Annotated in this window: 17 protein-coding genes; 9 read left to right on the top strand and 8 right to left on the bottom strand. The window is 63.3% G+C overall.

Features of this window, described 5'->3' with window-relative positions:
* Nucleotides 1–46 precede the first annotated feature (46 nt).
* The 8 genes from D7S86_RS11425 to D7S86_RS11385 all read left to right on the top strand — a co-directional run bounded on the left by D7S86_RS11425 (nucleotide 47) and on the right by D7S86_RS11385 (nucleotide 8407).
* Entirely contained in the window at nucleotides 47–1102 is a 1056-nt protein-coding gene (locus D7S86_RS11425) for an NAD(P)-dependent alcohol dehydrogenase (protein WP_121086493.1), read from the top strand.
* Nucleotides 1103–1856: 754 nt separating this feature from the next.
* On the top strand, nucleotides 1857–2726 hold the full coding sequence (locus tag D7S86_RS11415) for a branched-chain amino acid ABC transporter permease (protein WP_121086489.1): 870 nt from the start codon (nucleotides 1857–1859) through the stop codon (nucleotides 2724–2726).
* The gene (locus D7S86_RS11410) at nucleotides 2723–3784 is read left to right on the top strand and encodes a branched-chain amino acid ABC transporter permease (protein ID WP_121086487.1); all 1062 of its coding nucleotides are present in this window, start codon (nucleotides 2723–2725) and stop codon (nucleotides 3782–3784) included. Before D7S86_RS11415 ends, D7S86_RS11410 begins: the two co-directional genes overlap by 4 nt.
* Complete coding sequence (locus D7S86_RS11405; protein ID WP_121086485.1) at nucleotides 3777–4541, top strand: ABC transporter ATP-binding protein; 765 nt, start codon at nucleotides 3777–3779, stop codon at nucleotides 4539–4541. Before D7S86_RS11410 ends, D7S86_RS11405 begins: the two co-directional genes overlap by 8 nt.
* Nucleotides 4528–5235 (top strand): ABC transporter ATP-binding protein, encoded by a 708-nt coding sequence (locus D7S86_RS11400; RefSeq protein WP_121086483.1) that lies wholly within the window; start codon nucleotides 4528–4530, stop codon nucleotides 5233–5235. The genes D7S86_RS11405 and D7S86_RS11400 overlap by 14 nt, the downstream gene beginning before the upstream one ends.
* A gap of 99 nt (nucleotides 5236–5334) precedes the next feature.
* Entirely contained in the window at nucleotides 5335–6510 is a 1176-nt protein-coding gene (locus D7S86_RS11395) for an ABC transporter substrate-binding protein (RefSeq protein WP_121086481.1), read from the top strand.
* A 166-nt stretch (nucleotides 6511–6676) separates the two neighbouring features.
* On the top strand, nucleotides 6677–6985 hold the full coding sequence (locus D7S86_RS11390; RefSeq protein ID WP_121086479.1) for a helix-turn-helix domain-containing protein: 309 nt from the start codon (nucleotides 6677–6679) through the stop codon (nucleotides 6983–6985).
* A gap of 39 nt (nucleotides 6986–7024) precedes the next feature.
* Entirely contained in the window at nucleotides 7025–8407 is a 1383-nt protein-coding gene (locus D7S86_RS11385; protein ID WP_121086477.1) for a type II toxin-antitoxin system HipA family toxin, read from the top strand.
* A 57-nt stretch (nucleotides 8408–8464) separates the two neighbouring features.
* On the opposite strand, the gene D7S86_RS11380 is transcribed toward D7S86_RS11385, so the two are convergent.
* The 7 genes from D7S86_RS11380 to D7S86_RS11350 all read right to left on the bottom strand — a co-directional run bounded on the left by D7S86_RS11380 (nucleotide 8465) and on the right by D7S86_RS11350 (nucleotide 16811).
* The gene (locus D7S86_RS11380; RefSeq protein ID WP_121086475.1) at nucleotides 8465–9370 is read right to left on the bottom strand and encodes an SDR family oxidoreductase; all 906 of its coding nucleotides are present in this window, start codon (nucleotides 9368–9370) and stop codon (nucleotides 8465–8467) included.
* Nucleotides 9346–10923 (bottom strand): class I adenylate-forming enzyme family protein, encoded by a 1578-nt coding sequence (locus D7S86_RS11375; RefSeq protein WP_121086473.1) that lies wholly within the window; start codon nucleotides 10921–10923, stop codon nucleotides 9346–9348. The genes D7S86_RS11380 and D7S86_RS11375 overlap by 25 nt, the downstream gene beginning before the upstream one ends.
* 9 nt (nucleotides 10924–10932) lie before the next feature.
* Nucleotides 10933–11913 carry an NADPH:quinone oxidoreductase family protein gene (locus D7S86_RS11370; RefSeq protein ID WP_121086471.1) on the bottom strand — a complete coding sequence of 327 codons (981 nt, stop codon included), beginning with the start codon at nucleotides 11911–11913 and terminating at the stop codon, nucleotides 10933–10935.
* Nucleotides 11910–13610 (bottom strand): long-chain fatty acid--CoA ligase, encoded by a 1701-nt coding sequence (locus tag D7S86_RS11365; protein WP_121086469.1) that lies wholly within the window; start codon nucleotides 13608–13610, stop codon nucleotides 11910–11912. The genes D7S86_RS11370 and D7S86_RS11365 overlap by 4 nt, the downstream gene beginning before the upstream one ends.
* Before the next feature lie 20 nt (nucleotides 13611–13630).
* Nucleotides 13631–14857, bottom strand: coding sequence for an acyl-CoA dehydrogenase family protein (locus D7S86_RS11360; RefSeq protein ID WP_121086467.1), 1227 nt, complete (start codon nucleotides 14855–14857; stop codon nucleotides 13631–13633).
* Nucleotides 14858–14937: 80 nt separating this feature from the next.
* Nucleotides 14938–16020 (bottom strand): phosphotransferase, encoded by a 1083-nt coding sequence (locus D7S86_RS11355; RefSeq protein WP_121086465.1) that lies wholly within the window; start codon nucleotides 16018–16020, stop codon nucleotides 14938–14940.
* Nucleotides 16021–16034: 14 nt separating this feature from the next.
* Nucleotides 16035–16811 (bottom strand): SDR family oxidoreductase, encoded by a 777-nt coding sequence (locus D7S86_RS11350; RefSeq protein WP_121086909.1) that lies wholly within the window; start codon nucleotides 16809–16811, stop codon nucleotides 16035–16037.
* A 432-nt stretch (nucleotides 16812–17243) separates the two neighbouring features.
* On the opposite strand from D7S86_RS11350, the gene D7S86_RS11345 reads away from it, so the two are divergent.
* On the top strand, nucleotides 17244–19067 hold the full coding sequence (locus tag D7S86_RS11345; protein ID WP_121086463.1) for an acyl-CoA dehydrogenase: 1824 nt from the start codon (nucleotides 17244–17246) through the stop codon (nucleotides 19065–19067).
* 234 nt (nucleotides 19068–19301) lie between these two features.
* Here D7S86_RS11345 and D7S86_RS11340 read toward each other — a convergent pair whose 3' ends face one another.
* Nucleotides 19302–20132 (bottom strand): IclR family transcriptional regulator, encoded by an 831-nt coding sequence (locus tag D7S86_RS11340; RefSeq protein ID WP_240648094.1) that lies wholly within the window; start codon nucleotides 20130–20132, stop codon nucleotides 19302–19304.
* Between the last annotated feature and the right edge of the window lie 256 nt (nucleotides 20133–20388).

The raw sequence follows: 20388 nt of genomic DNA, 5'->3' as shown, positions 1-20388 counted from the left end.
CTCCTGCCCGAATCATGCCGAGCAACCCCTCTTCGGTACCCCCGACATGCAAACCCAAGCTTATGCGGCCCAAACGGCCAAGACCCCGCTCGCACCCTTTACCATCGAGCGTCGCGCGGTCGGACCGAACGATGTCGAAATCGACATCCTGTACTGCGGCGTCTGCCACTCCGATCTTCATACCGCGCGCGCCGAATGGCCCGGCGTGCATTTTCCGTCGGTGCCGGGCCACGAAATCGTCGGCCGCGTGCGCGCGGTCGGCGCCGATGTGACCAAGCACAAAGTCGGCGCGCTCGTCGGCGTCGGCTGCATGGTCGACAGTTGCCGCACGTGCCCCGCATGCGCGGTAAATCTCGAACAGTATTGCGAAAACGGCTTTACCGGCACCTACAACGGCAATGCGATGGGCGGCGACGCCAACACGTACGGCGGCTATTCGACCGCGATCGTCGTCGAAGAACATTTCGTGCTGTCGATCAAGCATCGCGAAGACCAGCTCGCGGCGGCCGCCCCGCTGCTCTGCGCAGGCATCACGACGTGGTCGCCGCTGCGCCACTGGCAAGCAGGGCCCGGCAAGAAAGTCGGCGTGGTCGGCATCGGCGGTCTTGGGCACATGGGCATCAAGCTCGCGCATGCGCTCGGCGCGCACGTCGTCGCATTCACGACGTCCGAATCGAAGCGCGAAGCCGCTCGCGCGCTCGGCGCCGACGAAGTCGTCATTTCGAAGGATCCGCAGGCCATGCGCGCGCATGCGGCCTCGTTCGATTTCATCCTGAACACGGTGGCGGCCTCGCACGACCTCGACGCGTTTACCGCGCTGCTCAAGCTCGACGGCGCGATGACGCTCGTCGGCGTGCCCGAACATCCGCACCCGTCGCCTTCGATCGGCAATCTGCTGTTCAAGCGCCGCAGCATCGCGGGCTCGATCATCGGCGGCATTCAGGAGACGCAGGAAATGCTCGACTTCTGCGCCGAGCACGACATCGTCTCCGACATTGAAATGATCGCGATGCAAGACATCGAAACGGCATACGCACGCATGCTCAAGAGCGACGTCAAATATCGCTTCGTCATCGATATGGAAACGCTCAAGACGGCTTGATCGCCGGATCGTCTGATGCGGATCGTTTGACCGCCTGACGCGGACCGGTTCTCAGGCCGGTTCGCTCGACGGCGCATGCACACGGCATGCGCCGCTCGCCATCCTCCTCCTCATGCCTTCGCAGTGCTGTCCGCGCCTCGTCGTTGACGTCTTGTCATTAGCATCTCGTCATTCGCGCTGTGTCATCGGCGCCTTCCCGCTTTCGCTTGCCCGCCTTTCCTGTCCGTCCTCCCTTTTTACCGTCCCGGTCAGCCGTCCCTTTTCGCCTTCGCGCGACGCCTGATGCTCGGGCTCGCTCGAAGCGATGCCGTATTCTCAAACGCATCATCAAATCCACTATGCAGAATTGAGATCTGATATGCAGTTTCATAGCCGTAATTCGGCCATTTCCATAAGCATGCTTCCGAGCGCATCAGGGTCAACCCCGACTCGACATCGATCGTCTCGAATGCCTTGTACTCACACGATATTTTGACTTTCGATGCGTGCGTACACACCGAGTCCGCGCGCGGATATTGCCGATAGGTGCTTTCCCTGAAATGGTCTGCGATGCAGAACATTTTGACTTCCGCCCATTGACGACCCGCGGTCGCCATGCCAAATTGCCTCGGCCAGAACAACGCACGAGCGTTCGAATTTCGAGCCGGCCGTGAGCCGTCGATGCCGGCGCGCTGCAATACGCGAGCTTCATGCACGACGTCCGCACGCGCTCGGCGCGTCACCTGTACGTCGATCCGGAGCGAGGGAGCACAGAGTGGATATGTTTCTGCAGCAGGTACTCAATGGACTGACGCTCGGCGGCATCTACAGCCTCGTCGCGTTGGGCCTCACGCTGGTGTACGGCATTCTCGCGATTCCGAATTTCGCGCACGGGGCGTTCTATATGGTCGGCGCGTTCGCGTCGCTCTATCTGATGACCTCGCTCGGACTCAACTACTGGATCGCGATGCTCGGCGCCGCGATCGTCGTCGCGGTGCTCGCGATGCTCGCCGAGCGTCTCGTGTTTCACCCGCTGCGCAACGCGTCGGAATTGCATCCGATGATCGCGGCGATCGGTTTGCTGCTGTTTCTCGAGGCGGGCGCGCAAGCGCTCTGGGGCGCGGACTTTCATCGGATGGCGACGCCGTATGCGGGGATCATCGAATTCGCGGGCGTGACCGCGCCGATCCAACGCCTGCTGATCATCGGCGCCGCGTTCGGCCTCATGCTCGCGCTGCATCTGTTCCTCAAGCGCACGGTCACGGGCGCGACGATCATCGCGATGGCGCAAAACCGCGATGGCGCCTCGCTCATGGGCATCGACGCGACGCGCGTCGCGTTGCTGACGTTCGGCATCTCGGGCGTGCTCGCGGCGGTCGCGGCGACGTTGTTCGCGCCGATCAATCTCGTGTTTCCGTCGATGGGTCAGCTCGTGATCCTCAAGGCGTTCGTCATCACGATCCTCGGCGGCATGGGCAGCGTGCCCGGCGCGATCCTCGGCGGCGTGATCATCGGACTCGCCGAAAGCTTCGGCGCGTTCTATCTGTCGCCCGACTACAAGGACATCATTGCGTTCGCATTGCTCGTGCTGATTCTGTCGATCCGCCCGCAAGGCATTTTCAATCGGGAAGCACGCGTATCATGAATCGACTCGAAGGCAAGCTGGGCTGGGCCGTCTTGTTCGTGCTCGGCCTCGTGTTCCCGCTCGTCGCGCATCGCGACTATCTGCTGACGGTCATGTCGACCGCGTATATCTTCGCGCTCGCGACGATAGGCCTGAATCTGATCACGGGCTACACGGGGCAATACAATCTCGCGCACAGCGGCTTCATGGCGATCGGCGCCTATACGGTCGGCATCCTGACCGTCGATCATCAGGTGCCGTTCTGGATCGCGTTCCTGTGCTCGGGGCTCGTATGCCTCGTGTTCGGGTTCTTCGTCGGCATCCTGTCGTTGCGGCTCAAGGGGCATTACTTCTCGATCTTCACGCTCTGCGTCGGCTACATCCTGTATCTGGGCATCGAGAAGTGGGACGGCCTCACGCACGGCGTCAGCGACATCATCGGTATTCCCGCGCCGACGATCTTCGGTCTGTCGTTCGATCGCTCGATCCCGCTCTACTACCTGACCTTCGCGTTCCTCGTGCTCGGCATCGCGGTCATGCACCGCGTCGTGCACTCGCTGCTCGGCCGGACCTTCATGGCGATCCGCAACAGCGACACGCTCGCCGAATCGATCGGCATCAATCTGATGCGCAACAAGGTCCTCGCCTTCATGCTGTCGGTGGTCTTTGCGGGTTATGCGGGCGGCCTCTATGCGGGCGCGCTGCGCTTTCTCGCGCCCGATCTCGCGGGCGTCGATCACACGTTCGACATGACGATGTATATGCTCGTCGGCGGCATGGGCACGCTGTTCGGCCCGCTGCTCGGCGCGCTCGTCGTGCCGTGGCTCACGCAATACCTCCAGTTCCTGCAGGAATACCGGTTCGTCGTCTTCGGGCCGCTGCTGATCCTGCTCGTGATCTTCCTGCCCAACGGACTCGTCGGACTCTATTACGCACGCAAGGCGCGCCGCACCGCTCACGCGACGAACGCATCGAGCAAGGCCGGCGCGAGCGCATCCACGACGTCGGGCCTCTCGGGTGCATCGTCGCTGCAATCGACGGACCCTACGCATCCGGGCACGGAGAAAGGTCATGCTTGAAATCGAACATCTGACGCGCCGCTTCGGCGGCCTCGTCGCCGTCGACGATGTGAGCACCGTCATCGAGCAAGGCCGGATCAACGCGATCATCGGACCGAACGGCGCGGGCAAGACGACGTTCTTCAATCTGATCAACGGCACGTTCGCGCCGACCTCGGGCCGCATCCGCTTTCGCGGACAGGAGATCGGCGGACTGCGCGTCGACGAGATCGCGCGGCTCGGCATTGCGCGGACCTTCCAGACGACCACGCTGTTCAATCATGCGAGCGTGCTCGACAACCTGATCGTCGGGCACCGGCTGCGCACGCAATCGACGCTCTGGGACGTACTCGCGCATACCGCGCGGCTGCGCAACGACGAGCGCATCTGCCGCGAAAAGGCCCGCGACGCGCTCGACTTCGTCGGTCTGTCGCCGATCGCGAACCGCCTCGCCGGCGATATTTCGCAAGAGGAGCGCAAGCGCGTCGCGTTCGCGCTCGCGCTCTCGACCGAGCCTTCGCTCGTCTTGCTCGACGAACCGGCCGGAGGCCTGAACCCCGAGGAAACCGAAGGCCTGTCGGAGCTGATCCGCAAATTCGTTCAACACGGGCTCACGGTCTGTCTCGTCGAACACAAGATGAACATGATCATGAAGCTCGCCGACAAGATCATGGTGCTCAACTACGGCAAGAAGATCGCGGAAGGCGCGCCCGCCGCGATCCGTGTAAATCCGGCCGTCATCGATGCGTATCTCGGGAGCGAACATGCTGAAGTTTGACAACGTCGCGCTCGACTACGGCAGCTTTCGCGCGCTCGACGGCATCTCGATGCATGCGGACGACGGCGAGCTCGTCGTGCTGCTCGGCGCGAACGGCGCGGGCAAGAGTTCGATCTTTCTGACGACCAGCGGCCTGCATAAGGCCGCGGGCGGCAGCATCCGCTTCGGCGAGCGCGAGCTCATCGGCATGAAGCCGTCGCAGATCGTGCGCTCGGGCGTGATCCAGTGCCCCGAGGGCCGCAAGCTGTTCCCGGGCATGACGGTGCTCAAGAACCTCACGCTCGGTGCATACGTGCACCGAGCCGACAAGGCCGGCAATCGACGCAGGCTCGACGAGGTCATGGGTCTGTTTCCAATCCTCGATCAGAAGAAGGACGTGCCCGCCGGATCGCTGAGCGGCGGTCAGCAACAGATGGTCGCGCTCGGGCGCGCGCTGATGGCGCGGCCCAAGGTGCTGCTGCTCGACGAGCCGTCGCTGGGCCTCGCGCCGCTCGTCGTCAAGCAGGTCTTCGACGTGATCCAGCAGATCAATCGGACCGGCACGACGGTCGTGCTCGCCGAACAGAATGCGTTCGCGGCGCTGCGCATCGCGCATCGCGCCTATGTGATCGAGAGCGGCCGCATCGTGCTCGAAGGCAATCGCGAAAGCCTCATGAACAACGAAGCCGTTCGACGCGCGTACGTCGGAGGCTGAGACGGTCTTCGAGCCGCAGGCTCACCCGGTGGACCCAGGCCCGCGGTGCGGACCGCGGCGTGCGGATCAGGCAGGATCAAACAAGGAGGAGACCCCGTGATGACGATGAAGCGATGGAGTGTCGTAGTGGCCGTGGCGGGCGCGCTCGCCGCAATGAGTGCGGCTCAGGGCGTCATGGCGCAGGAGGTGGTCCATATCGGCTATTCGGGTCCGCTGAGCGGCGGCGCAGCGAAGTACGGCAAGGAGGTGCTCGACGGCATGCAGATGGCCGCCGACGAGCTCAATCAGGCCGGCGTCGATATCGGCGGCAAGAAGGTCAAGATCCAGATCGACGCGCTCGACGACAAGTACAACCCGGCCGAGACGGCGATCAACGTCAAGCGGCTCATCGAGGAAGACAAGGCCGCCGTCGTGCTCGTGCCGCATGCGGGCGGATGCTTCGCCGTGCAGACGAGCAACGAGCAGCAGAATCTCTTCCTGCTCGCGTACACGAGCGTGCCGCAGATCGCGCAGCGCAATAACAAGCTGACCGTGCGCATTCCGCCGGAATTCACGTCGTACATCCCGGCGTTCGTCAAATTCGAAATGTCGACCTACGGCAAGAAGGCCGCGATCGCGCCGACCGACTCGGATTACGGCAAGGCCTGGACCGCTGCGTTCAAGCCCGCATGGGAAGCCGCGGGCGGACAGATCGTCGTCGAGAATCCGATGTCGTACAACAAGTCGACCGACTTCTATAGCGGCATGAGCCGCGTGCTCGCCGAGAAGCCCGACGTGATCCTGATCGGCGGTCCGTCGGAGCCGACGGGTCTTGTCGCGCAACAGGCGCGCGAGCTCGGGTTCAAGGGCGGGTTCGCGGTGATCGACCAGGCCAAGCTCGACGAGGTCGCGAAGGTCACGAACGGGTATCCGCCGCTTGAAGGCGCGATCGGCGTGTTGCCGGTGGCCGCCGACGAGACGCCGGGCACGAAGGCGTTCGTCGCGCGCTTCCGCAAGACGCACGACAACCGCGATCCGAGCAGCGAAGTCTCGTTGAATTACACGGCCGTCTATGCGGCCGCGCTCGCGATGAAGATCGCGGGCACCTCGACCGACGGCGCGGCGATTCGCGCGGCGTACGACAAGGCGCTCAAGCAACTGCCGCACGACAGCAACCCGAACAATATCTCGGGGCTCGACGATCACGGCGGCCTCGTCGCGGCGACGCCGCTCGTCGCGATCGTTCAGGGCGGCAAGCTCAAGCCGTCGGAGATGAACGCGCTCGCATCGAAGTAATCGACGATGGACGTGCCGGCCGCCGCCGCGGCCGGCATCCCGGTGGACAAACGGGATAAGCGCACTAACGTATGATAACTATCAACAATCATACTTCAGTGCGCTTATTTATTGACTATGATGCGCATTGAAGTATGATTTATAAAGATATTCATACTTTGATACCATGCGCACTCTGACCGACATTGCCGCGTACCTCCGGTCTCGCCTGACGGACGCGCGCCTCACGCAGGCGCAGCTCGGCGCGGCGTCCGGCGTCTCCCGCCGCACGCTGACACACGTCCTCGGCGGTCGGATCGACTACAAACTCACGACGCTGCTCGCGATCCTCGATCGCCTGGGCCTCGAACTCGCGATCGTTCCCAAGCCTGCGGCGACAGGCGTCGAGCGCGATCTCGAACCCACGGAACCGGCCGTCAAGTCGCGCGTCCAAGCTGCGCTCGAGCACACGCGCAGCCACCGCGACGCGTCGTGAGCCTTGCTCGGCGATCGATACGAACCAGGCCCTCGATCCATGAACCTCAAAGCGCTCGGCATCTTCATCGGTGCACAACGCGTCGGCGTCCTGTTCCAGTACGCCCTCGAAGGCGCGCAAGTCACGCATCGTTTTGTCGCGGACGATGCGTTCGCGCGGCTTGCCGACGCGCCGACGGTATCGCTGTCGATGGTCTCGGACCGCCCCGACACGCAGCGCGCCATGTGGGCCGACATTCGCTCGACTCTGTTCAACGGCCGCTATAGCCCGCAAAACGGATGGCTGCTTCCGTCGTTCTTCCAGAATCTGCTGCCCGAGGGTGTGTTTCGCGACCATGTCGCGGCGCTGCGCGGATGCGATCCGAAGGACCACTTCGAAATGCTCGCCGCATGCGGAAGGGACTTGCCGGGCAACGTATCAGCGCGACCGCTCGAATTGACGCGCGATGAACTCACGCACTACGTGACGCAGGATGCCGACTCGCTCGAAATGTCGGTGACCGCCGCGCCGCTCGACGACGGCGTATCGCTGTCGGGCGTGCAACCCAAGGTCGGTGTCGTTCGGGACGGCGACCGGTACGTCGGACGCACGAAGATGCGCGACACGCATATCATCGCGAAGCTCCCTGTCGTCGGGCAGCCGCGACTCCCGGAACTCGAAGAACTGTCGTTGCGCCTTGCGGGGGCGGCCGGCGTGCCGGTCACGCAGGCCTACCTCGAACCGCTCGAAAAACTCGCCGTCGAGCACGGCTACGATCTCGGCGACGCGGACCAGCAGACGCATTTCCTCGCCGTCGTCCGCTACGATCGAACCGCCAACGGACGCGTGCACTGCGAAGACTTCGCGCAAGTCCTCGGCGTGATGCCCGAGCAGAAATACACGGGCGCGAGTTACTTCGACATCGCCAGCGTCATGCTCGCGTTTCCCTCGCTCGGCGAAGCGGCCGTGCACGGCTTGCTGCGCCGGCTCGTCGTCAACGAGTTGCTCGGCAATCCCGACATGCATTTGAAGAACATCGGCGTCTACTACCCCGATGGCCGCACGCCCGAGATGCCCCCCGCGTACGACATCGTGGCATACGCCGCGTACAACCGCCGGCAGGGCCATGCAATGCATATCCTGCCGCAAGAACGCATCGACAAGCCGCGTCTATCCGTTGCGGATGCATTAGAGGGCAAGGCCGCCAAACCGGGCCTCTCTCCATTCGTCGTGCGTCGATTCTGCGCGGATCTCGGCATTCCGGAGAAACCCGCGACGGCCGTGATCCGGGACGCGGTCGCCTCCGCGTTTGCGCGCTGGCCCGCGATGATCGAGGCCGCATGGCTGACCGATCGGCAAAAGCAGCGCCTGCTTGCCCACTTCCACGACCATGCGCTGATTCAGTCGCTCGCGCGACGGCGGATGCCGCGCGCGCAAGCGTGAGATCGACTTCGCGTTGCGCCGGAGCGCGAGCGACGCGTGCCGCCCTCTGAGGCTCCGCTACCCCTTCAACGCCGCCGTCAATTCCTCGCGCACATTCGGCCGCTCCGCATACGGATCGGTCGGATTGCGACGGCCGACGATGTCTTCGAAGCGTGCGTGCACGGGCGTCAGCGAATTCGGATGCGAATAGATGTAGAACGCCTCGTTGCGGATTGCATCGAAAACAAATTCGGCGACCTCGGCCGCGCTGACCTTGCCCGACTTGACGGCCTTTTCGCTAAGCGCCGCCGCGACCTGCTGCGAACGCGTCTTCGGCGCCTCGTTCTTGAGCGTCTCGGGGCGATTGCGCGCCGCATGCGCGATCCCCGTCGGCACGAAATACGGGCACAACACCGAACAATGAATCTGGTCGGTCACGAGCGACAGATCCTGATAAAGCGTCTCGGTCAGCGACACGACCGCATGCTTCGAGACGTTATACGAGCCCATCAGCGGCGCGTTGAGCAAGCCCGCCATCGATGCCGTATTCACGATATGTCCGCGGAATCCGGGATCGTGTTTCGCGGCCTCGATCATCAGCGGCGTAAATGCCTTCACGCCATGAATGACGCCCCAGAGATTGACGCCGAGCACCCACGCCCAATCGCGCTCCGAATTTTCCCAGACCAGACCGCCGCTGCCGCCCACGCCCGCATTGTTGAACACGAGATGCGGCGCGCAATACGCCGCCACCGTCGCACGCGCGAGCGCCGCGATATCGTCGACCTTCGATACGTCGACGCGTTGGACGATCGCATCGGCACCCGCCGCCTTGACCTCGGCGTAGGTCTCGTCGAGTGCATCCTGTTGAACGTCGGCCAGCACGAGCCGCATGCCGAGGCGCGTGCCGATGCGTGCGAATTCGCGTCCGAAGCCTGAACCGGCGCCCGTGATGACGGCTACTTTGCCGTGGAAATCTTGCATGTCGCGTCCTGTTTGATCGTCGTATAGCGTTCGCGCAATTCGCGCTTGAGCACCTTGCCGATCGGACTGCGCGGCATGGCGTCGACGAAAACCACATCGGCGACGCGCTGCATCTTGCCAAGCCGTCCGTTCGCGTAAGTCTTGAGCCCTTCCTCGGACACGGTCGCCTGCGCATGCGGCACGACGAACGCGACCGGCGTTTCTCCCCACTGCTGAGATTCGATACCGACCACCGCCACATCGTAGACGTCGGCATGCGTGCGGATTTCCGCTTCGAGATCGCTCGGATAGACGTTGAAGCCGCCCGAGATGATCATGTCCTTCTTGCGATCGAGCAGCGTCAGAAAACCGTCCTCGTCGAAACGGCCGAGATCGCCGGTCCGAATGAAACGCTTGCCGCTCGGGTCGTACCACTCGGCCTCGGCGGTCTTCTCCGGCTGATTGTGATAGCCCGTCATCATCGCGGGCGAATGCCCGACGACCTCGCCGATCTCGCCTTGAGGGACCTCGCGTCCCGCTTCGTCGATCAGACGGATATCGTGTCCCGCGATCGGTTTGCCGACCGTATGCAGCTTGTCCGGATACGCGGTCGCGACCAGCTCGCACGACCCGCCGCCCTCGGTCATGCCGTAGTACTCGGTCAGCGCGCCGGGCCAGCGCTTGACGATGTCGGCCTTGAGCCGCGCGCCGAACGGCGCGCTCGTCGAAAACTTCGCCTCGAAACTCGACAGGTCATATCGGTCGAATTCGGGGAAATCCATGATCCGCTGATACTGAACCGGCACGAGCATCGCATGCGTCGCGCGGTAGCGCTGCGCGAGTTCGAGAAATCCCTTGACGTCGAACTTCGGCATCAGCACGACGGTACCGCCGAGCGTGAGCGTCGGAAAGAAACTCACGAGCGTCGTGTTCGAATAAAGCGGCGTCGAAATCATCGTGACGACATGCGGGCCATAGCCGCGATCGACGCTGCGCACCGCATACGCCCATCGCATCGCGTGCGCTTGCACGATGCCTTTCGGCGTCCCCGTCGTGCCCGACGAATAAATGATGTTGAAGCCCCATTGCGGCTGGATCTCGACATGGGCGGGCTTCGCACCCACGGGTTCGAGCCAGGCGTCGAGCGCGCCCGGCCGGCCGATATGCACGCGCCGCGCGTACACATCGGTTGCAACCGATTCGAGCACGCGCTCGACGTCCTCGTCGAGAAACAGCAGCCGCGCGCCCGAATTCGCGATCATGCCCGCGAGACTCGCGGGGCTCGACGACGGCGCGAGCGGCGCGACGACGGCGCCCGCGCGCAGCGCGCCGAGAAAAGCGACGACATAGTCGATCGACGCATGCGCCGCGATCGCGACGGCATCGCACGGCGCGACACCGTCACGCTGCAACGATGCCGCGAAGCGATCGACTTCGGCGTCGAGTTCCGCATAGCTGATCTCGCGGCCTTCGCAGATCACCGCGCGACGCTCGCCATGCTCGGCCGTATGCACGCGAAGCAAATCGGTCACGCAGAGAAACGGCTGCGCGAGCCATTCGGCGATATCGCTCATGACGCCCCCTCAGATACCCGGTAGAACGACGACCTTGCCCTTCACCTGACGCGCCGCCATGCGCGCGATGCCATGCGCCGCATCGGCAAGCGACACGCGTTCGCTGATGAACGGCTTGACCTTGCCTTCGGCGAACCATGCCGCCAATTGCTTCATGTTCGCGAGATGCTGCGCGGGATCGCGGCGCACGGCATCGCCCCAGAACACGCCGAGGATCGCGCGCTCCTTGAGCAAGGCCAGATTGAGCGGCAGCTTCGGAATCTCGCCGGCCGCGAAACCCACGACAAGAAAACGTCCGCGCCATGCGGTCGCACGCAACGCGACTTCCGAATAGCGTCCGCCGACAGGGTCATAGACGACATCGGCACCGTTGCCGTCGGTCAGCGCGTCGACCCGCTTGCGCAAGTCCTCTTCTTCGTAGTTGATGACCTCGTCGGCGCCGAGCTGTTTGCACAGCGCGAGCTTGTCGGCCGTCGACGCCGCCGCGATCACGCGCGCGCCCATCGCTTTGGCAATCTCGATTGCCGCGAGGCCGACCCCGCCCGCCGCGCCGAGCACGAGCAAGGTCTCGCCCGCCTGCAATTTCGCGATCTGCTGGAGCGCGTGCAGCGACGTGCCGTACGTCAGCACGAAGGCCGCGCCGAGTTCGAAATCCATGCCGGCCGGCAACGGCGCGACACGCGCCGCGTCCGCGACGCAGAGTTCGGCGAAACCGCCGTGTCCCGTCGACGCGATCACGCGATCGCCGGCCTTCAGATGGCGCACGCCCTCGCCGACCGCATGCACGGTGCCCGCGAGTTCCGCGCCCGGCGAAAAAGGCAGCGGCGGCTTGAATTGATAGAGGCCCTGAACGATCAGCGCATCGGGAAAATTGATCGATGCGGCTTCGACCCGGATGACGACTTGCCCCGCACCCGGCGCCGGATCCGCGACGTCTTCGAGCTTGAGATCCGAGATCGGGCCGAACGCCCGGCACATCAAAGCCTTCATCGCGTTCCCTCCGCGGCGGTCGCCGACTGACGTTCGTTTTCCTGTGTCTGCAACTGGCGCCAAAGAATCTTGCCCGTGCCCGACTTCGGCAGCGCGGACACGAATTCGACGATGCGCGGCGCCTTATAGGCCGCCATGTTCGCGTGCGCCCAATCGATGACCTCCTGCTCGGTCACGCTGCCCACTTTCGCGGGATTCAGCACGACGAGCGCCTTGACGGTCTCGCCGCGGCGAGCATCGTTCGAGCCGATCACGCAGACCTCCTGAATCGACGGATGCCGGTACATCATCGCCTCGACTTCGGCCGGCCAGACCTTGTAGCCCGACGCGTTGATCATGCGCTTGAGCCGGTCGATCATGAAGAAATAGCCGTCTTCGTCGACGCGCCCCAAATCGCCCGTGCGCAGGAAAGCCTTGCCGTCGATCTCGATGAACGCATCGCGCGTCGCATCGGGATTGCGCCAGTAGCCGCGCATGATCTGCGGACCGTGGACGACGATCTCGCCCGTTTCGCCCTGCGGCAACTCGGCGAGCGTGCCCGGATCGATGATCCGCGCATCGAGGTCGTAGACCGGAATGCCGAGACATTGCGGCTTGGGCCGATGCGCGGGATTGATATGGGTCGCCGCGATCGTCTCGGACATGCCGTAGCCTTCGACGAATTCGAGGCCCGTCAGATCGAACAGCTTCTTGACGATCGCATCGGGCATCGCCGCGCCGCCGCCGCGCACCGCCGCGAGCGTCGAGATGTCGTATTCGCCGAGACGCGGATTCGAGAGGAAATCGACCATCATCGTCGAGATGCACTGCCAGGCCGTGATCTTGTAGTGCGAGATGCAGGCGGCCGCGACATCGCGATCCCAGCGCGGCAGGATCACGATCGTCGCGCCCGCGTAGATCGCACAATTCATGCCGCCCTGCATGCCCGTCACGTGGAACAGCGGCAATACCGAAAGATGGACGCCTTCGGGCGATGTGCAGAACCAGTTGACGCCGCCGACGAGCGTCGCCATGACGCTGCGATGCGTGTGCATGCATCCCTTGGGCTTGCCCGTCGTGCCCGATGTGTACGGCATGACGCAGAGATCGTCGGGGCCGACCGTGACCGGGCCCGGCGCATGACGCGCATCGAGCATGTCGTGCCAGCGCGTCACGGCCGCGTCGTCGATCGGTTCGCGCGGCGCCGAGACGAACGGCGGCGGCGTGATGAAGCTCGCTTGCTTGACGTAGTCGCTATACGTGGCGACGAGCACCTTCTCGATCCCCTGGCCGGGTCCGTCGCCGACGAGCGGCGCGAGATTCGCGTACAGATCCTGCGGCACGATCGCGACCTTGGCCTGGCTGTCCTCGACGTAGTGACGCAGTTCGTCGGTCAGGTTCATCGGATTGACGGGCACGACGACCGCGTTCGCGCGCAGGATGCCGTAGTACGCGAGCACCCACTGCGGGCTGTTCTGCATATACAGCAGCACGCGATCGCCGGCCTTGACGCCGCATTCATGTTCGAGCCATCCCGCGATGTGCTCGGTTTGTTCCTTGAATTGGGCGAACGTGAGCGGCGTGTCGTAGAAGATGATGAACGGCTTGTCGGGAAAACGCGTCGCCGCGACCTCGACGTTGTACGACAGACTCGTTTGCGGCAGCGTCATATGATGCGACTGCCCGCGCGGCCAATGCTTGAAATGCAGATTTGACATATCGGCTCCGGACAATGCGCTTAAGCGTGTTCGAGGTAACGCCCGAGTTCGACCTTGGCGATCGCATTACGGTGGACTTCGTCCGGACCGTCGGCAAAGCGCAGCGTGCGCGCATGCGCATACGCGCGCGCCAGGCCGAAGTCGTCGCTGACCGCGCCGCCGCCGTGCGCCTGCATGGCCCAGTCGAGGACCTGACACGCCATGTTCGGCGCGATGACCTTGATCATCGCGATCTCCTGGCGTGCGTCCTTGTTGCCGACCGTATCCATCTTGTACGCGGCGTTGAGCACGAGAAAACGCGCTTGATCGATCATGATCCGCGCCTCGGCGATACGCTCGCGCGTGACGCCCTGGTCCGCGACCTTGCGGCCGAATGCGACGCGCGACAACGCGCGCCGGCACATCGCTTCGAGCGCGCGCTCGGCCACGCCGATCAAACGCATGCAATGGTGAATGCGTCCCGGCCCGAGACGGCCCTGTGCGATTTCAAAGCCGCGTCCTTCGCCGAGCAGCATATTGCTCGCGGGCACGCGCACGTTTTCGAACAGCACCTCGGCGTGACCGTGCGGCGCATCGTCGTAGCCGAACACGGGCAGATGCCGGAGCACCTTGACGCCCGGCGTGTCCATCGGCACGAGAATCATCGATTGCTGCTGATGGCGATTCGGATGATCGGGATCGGTCTTCCCCATGAAGATCAGGATCTTGCAGCGCGGATCGTTCGCGCCCGATGTCCACCATTTGCGGCCGTTGATCACATAGTGGTCGCCGTCGCGCTCGATGCGCGCCTGGATATTCGTGGCATCCGACGAGGCCACGGCCGGTTCGGTCATCGCGAACGCCGAACGGATCGTGCCGTCGAGCAAGGGCTTGAGCCATTGTTCATGCTGCGCGGGCGTGCCGTAGCGGACCAGCGTTTCCATATTTCCCGTGTCGGGCGCCGAGCAATTGAACGGCTCCGCGCCGATCGGCGAACGCCCCATCAATTCGCACAGCGGCGCGTATTCGAGGTTCGTGAGCCCGGCACCGTATTGCGATTCGGGCAGGAATAAATTCCAGAGTCCCGCGGCGCGCGCCTTGTCCTTGAGCGCCTCGATGACGGGCGCGGGCTGCCATGGATTGCCTGCTTTGCGCGCGGCGTCCATCTCGGCCTCGAATTGCTTTTCGGCCGGGAAAATAAATTCGTCCATGAACGCGCCGACGCGCTTCTGCAAACCCCTGACTTTGTCCGAGTACTCGAAATCCATGAAGCGAATCCTTGTTGGGGGAGGAATGAAAGACGCGCCGCAAACGTGTCGCATTGCATCGCATTACATGCGGCGCCGCGCTACCGCATCGCGTCGACCTCGCACGCGAGCGCCCACGCGCGTTGAGCGAGCGGCGCAGCGCGTTTGCCGGCTTCGAGCGCCGATGCGCTGGACGCATTGCCTTGAAGTGCGCGTGCGGTGATGCCCTGGAGGATACCCACAAGGCGGAACATGTTGAAAACCAGGTAATAACCCCAATCCACCTCCGATACCGCGAATGCGGACGTGTGGCCCGTGCGTTCGAGGTAGGTCTTGACGTAGTGCGCCTCGTCGGGAATGCCAAGCGCCGCGAGATCGAGCCCCGCGATGCCGCGCGATTCGCCCGGGGCCATGCGCCATGCGAGGCAGTGATACGAGAAATCGACGAGCGGATGGCCGAGCGTCGACAGTTCCCAATCGAGCACGGAGACGATGCGCGTGGCCGTGCGATCGAGGATCACGTTGTCGAGCCGGTAATCGCCGTGCACGATGCGGCTCTCGTCATCGGACGGCAGATGCTTGGGCAGCCATTCGATCAGATTGTCGGCCGCTTCGATGCGTTCGGTTTCCGCGGCGCGATATTGCTTGGTCCAGCGCGCGACCTGGCGTTCGACGTAATTGCCGGGTTTGCCATAGTCGGCCAGGCCGACCGCGGCCGGATCGACGCTATGCAGCGCGGCCATCACGCGATTCAATTCATCGTAGATCGCGCCGCGTTCGCTGCGCGTCATGTCGGGCAATGCGGGATCCCAGAGCACGCGGCCGTCGACGTACTCCATGATGTAGAACGCCGTGCCGATGACGTCGGCATCTTCGCAAAGCGCATAGGCATGCGGCACGGGCACGTCGGTGCCGGCGAGCGCGCGGATCACGCGATATTCGCGATCGACCGCATGCGCCGACGGCAGCAATACGCCCGGCGGCTTGCGGCGCATCACATACGTCTCGCCGCCTGCTTTAAGCAGAAATGTCGGGTTCGATTGACCGCCCTTGAATTGCGCGACCTCGAGCGCGCCCGAAAAGCCCTCGACATGCATGCGCATATAGTCTTCGAGCCGGCCGATATCGAATGCATGCGCGGCCGCGACGGGCCGCGTGCCGGTGAACTCCGCGGAATCAGACATGCTGCGCTCCGGCGTCAGGAAATCGCGCTCGCGCCGCCGTCGACGGCGATGTATTGCCCCGTCACGTGGCGCGACGCTTCGCTCGCGAAATAGACGACGGTGCCCATCAGGTCCTCATCGCCGCCGAGACGGCCGAGCGGCGTGCGCTCGATGACCTGCTTGCCCATGACGTCGAGCAGGCCGGCCGCCATCTTCGTCGGGAAAAATCCCGGGCAAATCGCGTTGACGTTGATGTTGTACTTGCCCCATTCGCCGGCGAGCGCACGCGTGAAATTGATCGCGGCCGCTTTGGACGTGTTGTACGCGATCGTATTCATGCCCGGCGGCGATCCCTTGAGGCCCGCGACCGATGCGACGTTGATGATCTTGCCTGTCTTGCGCGGGATCATGCTGCGCTTGCCGACTTCGCGTGACAACATGAACGGCGCCGTGATGTTGAGGTTCATGACCTTGTGCCATGCCTCGTCGGGATACGCTTCGGCGGGTGCGCCCCACGTCGCGCCCGCGTTATTCACAAGAACGTCGATCTGCCCATAGGCATCGAGCACGCGATCGACGAGTTCGGGAACGCCTGCGGCTTTCTGAAGATCGTTGACGACCGTCAGCGCGTCGATGCCTTTGGATTTCAAATGCGCCTTGGCTTCGTCGAGCTCATCGGCCTTGCGCGCGCTGATCGCGATGCGGCATCCCATTTCGCCGAGCGCCTCGGCCATTTGCAAACCCAGGCCGCGCGAGCCGCCCGTAATCAACGCGACTTTGCCCTCAAGCTGAAACAAGGCTTTGACTTGCATCGTCTCCTGCTCCTCGATATGACGTCGGCGTGCCGCGCGTTCTTGGCGCGCTTGGCGTTCGGTCACGCCTGATGAATGACTCAAGACCTTGATGAAATGTTCTGCGATGCAGATTGACATTCCAAAGTATCGGTCCATCATAAATGCGAACGAGCGTGCTGTAAATGAAGCTTGACCAAGGTTATCCCTAGTATCGCGTTAGCCGGCCAAGCTGGTGTCAAATGCGGGTGGCGCGCAGCACGCGGTCCGGATATGGCCCGCAAAAAACGCATCGCACGCCGCATCGGCACCGTCGCTGCGTGCGCATCGGGACTCACCTGTTCTGCATAGCAGTCCCATCGATCGACGCGTCGCGTGCCCGATATCGAGCGGCCGGGCGATCGCACACGAAACACAGACAACAGCAACACGAGACATCGACGAGACACCTTTATGCCCCAAACGTCCGACGCCCCGATCATCAATCCGCGCGACCTCGAATTCCAGCTATTCGAAGTGCTCGACGTCGAATCGCTGACGCAACGCGAGCGTCATGCCGAGCACACACGCGAGACCTTTATGGCGGCGCTCGACACCGCGCATGCGGTCGCGACCGAGAAATTCGCGCCGCACAACCGTCTGTCCGACGAACACGAGCCGCAATTCGACGGTCGGCGCGTGACGATCATTCCCGAGGTCAAGCACGCGCTCGATGCGTATTCGGGGACGGGCCTGCTTGCGGCAAGCAAGGATTTCGAGCGAGGCGGCATGCAATTGCCGTCGGTCGTCGCGAATGCGTGCTTGTCGTTGTTCAAGAGCGCGAACATCGCGACGTCGTCGTACGTGATGCTCACAATGGCCAATGCGAACGTGATCGAGCGCTTCGGCACCGAATCGCAAAAGCGCAAGTATCTGCAGCCGCTGCTCGACGGCCGATTCTTCGGCACGATGGCGTTGACCGAGCCTCAAGCGGGATCGAGTCTGTCGGATATCACGACGACCGCCACACCGAATGCCGACGGCACATATGCATTGCGCGGCAACAAGATTTTCATTTCGGGCGGTGACCACGAGCTGAGCGACAACATCGTGCATCTCGTGCTCGCCAAAATCCCGGGCGGACCGGCGGGCGTCAAGGGCATTTCGCTCTTTACGGTGCCCAAGCATCATGTCAACGACGACGGCAGTCTCGGGGCGCGCAACGACGTCGCTTTAGCGGGGCTTATTCACAAGATGGGATGGCGCGGCACGACATCGACAATGTTGTCGTTCGGCGAAAATGACGCGTGCATCGGCGAGCTCGTCGGCGAGCCGCATCATGGCCTCGCGTATATGTTCCATATGATGAACGAGGCGCGGATCGGCGTCGGGCTCGGCGCGGTCATGCTCGGCTATCGCGGGTATCTGGCCTCGCTCGACTACGCGCGCGAACGGCCGCAAGGCCGTCATCCGACGGACAAGAATCCGTCGACGCCTCAGCTTCGATTGATCGAACATGCGGACGTGCGACGCATGCTGCTTGCGCAGAAGGCTTATGTCGAAGGCGGTTATGCGCTGTGTCTCTATGCGGCGCGTCTCGTCGATGAACAGAACACGGGCGATAGCGCCGAAGCGCGCGCGGATGCGGCGCTATTGCTCGATCTGCTGACGCCGATCGTCAAGTCGTGGCCCTCGCAATGGTGTCTCGAAGCGAATAGCCTGGCGATCCAGATTCACGGCGGATACGGCTATACGCGCGAATATCCGGTCGAGCAGTTCTATCGCGACAACCGGCTCAATCTGATTCATGAAGGCACGCACGGCATTCAGGCGCTCGATCTGCTTGGACGCAAAGTCATGATGAAGGACGGCGCCGCGCTTGCGCGATTCGCGAAGGAAATGGAATCCGCCATTCGCGAGGCGCGCGAGATCGAGGGGTTGTCGGCATGCGCCGATGCACTCGAACGCGCATCGAGCGAAACCATCGATACGGTCGCGCATCTGCGTCCTGTGCTCGCGCGCGACACGGATCTCGCGCTCGCGAATGCCAATGCGTTTCTTGAGGCATTCGGTCATACCGTCGTCGCGTGGATCTGGCTGCGTCAAGCGATCGTCGCAGCACGTGCGCTGCAGAATGCGGCGCATGCGATAAGCGAAGCCGATCGCGATTTCTATCGCGGCAAGATCCAGGCGTGTCAGTGGTTCTTCCGATGGGAATTGCCGCGCATTCATCTTCAGCATGCGCGTCTACGCGGCCTCGACGACACGACGCTCGCGATGGAAGCCGCGTGGTTTTGAGGGGGCATGAGCGACGCCGCGTCCGCGGCGCTCATACCGAGACGCGCGCGGCGTCACTTCGCATGCACGGCTTGGACAGCGGCGCGTGCGCTTTGATGCGGCGCTCCGTGACGTCACTGAACGTCTTCGAGTGCGTCCTCGAGTGCGTCTCTGAGCACGTCTCTGAGCACGTCTCTGAGTCACGTCTCTGAGTCACGTCTCTGAGGGCGTCTTTAGGGCGTCTTTAGTGTGCCCTTAGTGCGTCAGCGTGCTTTCAAGTCGTGTGACGGCCTCGATGAGTCGAGGCCGTACCTCTTCGAGCAGGAATTCCTTTGACAGATTGAACGACGGGCCGCCGACATTGATCGCCATGATCGGCAGTCCGCCGCCGGGCTCGAATGCGCGCGCGATGCCGTTGACGTCCTTTTGCCAGTCGCCGAACGAGCACGCGACGCCGAGCGTCCGATAGTCGTCGACGCCTTGTTCGATGCCGCGCCGCACGCCGGGCCACGCGACGTGATCGAGTTCGCGAACCTCTTCCATGAAGGCGAGGCGATCCGCTTCGGGGACGGCCGCGAGCCATGCGCGGCCGATCGCCGACGTCGCGACGGGAATGCGCGAGCCGACGTCGAGCGTGAGGGTCAGCGCGACTGAACCGTGAAGGTTCTCGACATAGATCATCGACAAACGATCGCGAGTGCCGAGGGAAACCGTCGCATGCGAAAAATCGGCGAGTTCCTGCATGATCGGGCGCGCGAGCTTGCGGACGTCGAGACGCGCGAGCATCGCGCTGCCGATCGCGAGCGAGGCGGTGCCGAGCCGATATTTACCGCTGTCTTTCAGATGGATCAGATAGCCGAGGCGCGTCAAGGTCATCGTGAGACGCGAGACGGTCGACTTCGGCAATTTGCAGCGCTGCGCGATGTCTTGATTGCTCAGCGATTTATCGCCTGAACGAAAACAGGCGAGCACTTCGAGGCCGCGCGCGAGTGCGGTGACGAAGTGTCGATCTTCCTTGGCGTTGCCGACGCGCGTCGATTCCGGCGCGGAGTCTTCGGGAAAGGCGTCGTGATCCGGTGCGTCCAAAATGAAACGGCTCCACGCGAGTGATGACGTGCGCCGCGATTCGGAGAATCGGGCCGGCGGCTGAACGATCCGACGCCGCGCGCTCGAATCCGAGCGGCGTGCGGGCGAAATCGTGTGGGAACCGATCATACGGTTCCGCGACGCGGAAGTATATTCCGATCTGCAGAACCCCCAGGATCTCCAAAAATCTCCGACGCTCTCAAGTGTCGCGAGAAATCAATGACTTATTGATTTTCTATTTCCAGGAATCTCCCGG

It is taken from the genome of Pararobbsia silviterrae, assembly GCF_003628125.1.
GTDB lineage: Bacteria > Pseudomonadota > Gammaproteobacteria > Burkholderiales > Burkholderiaceae > Pararobbsia > Pararobbsia silviterrae.
Note: the sequence above shows the minus strand (reverse complement) of the source record. Positions and strands in the feature narration are given on the sequence as shown.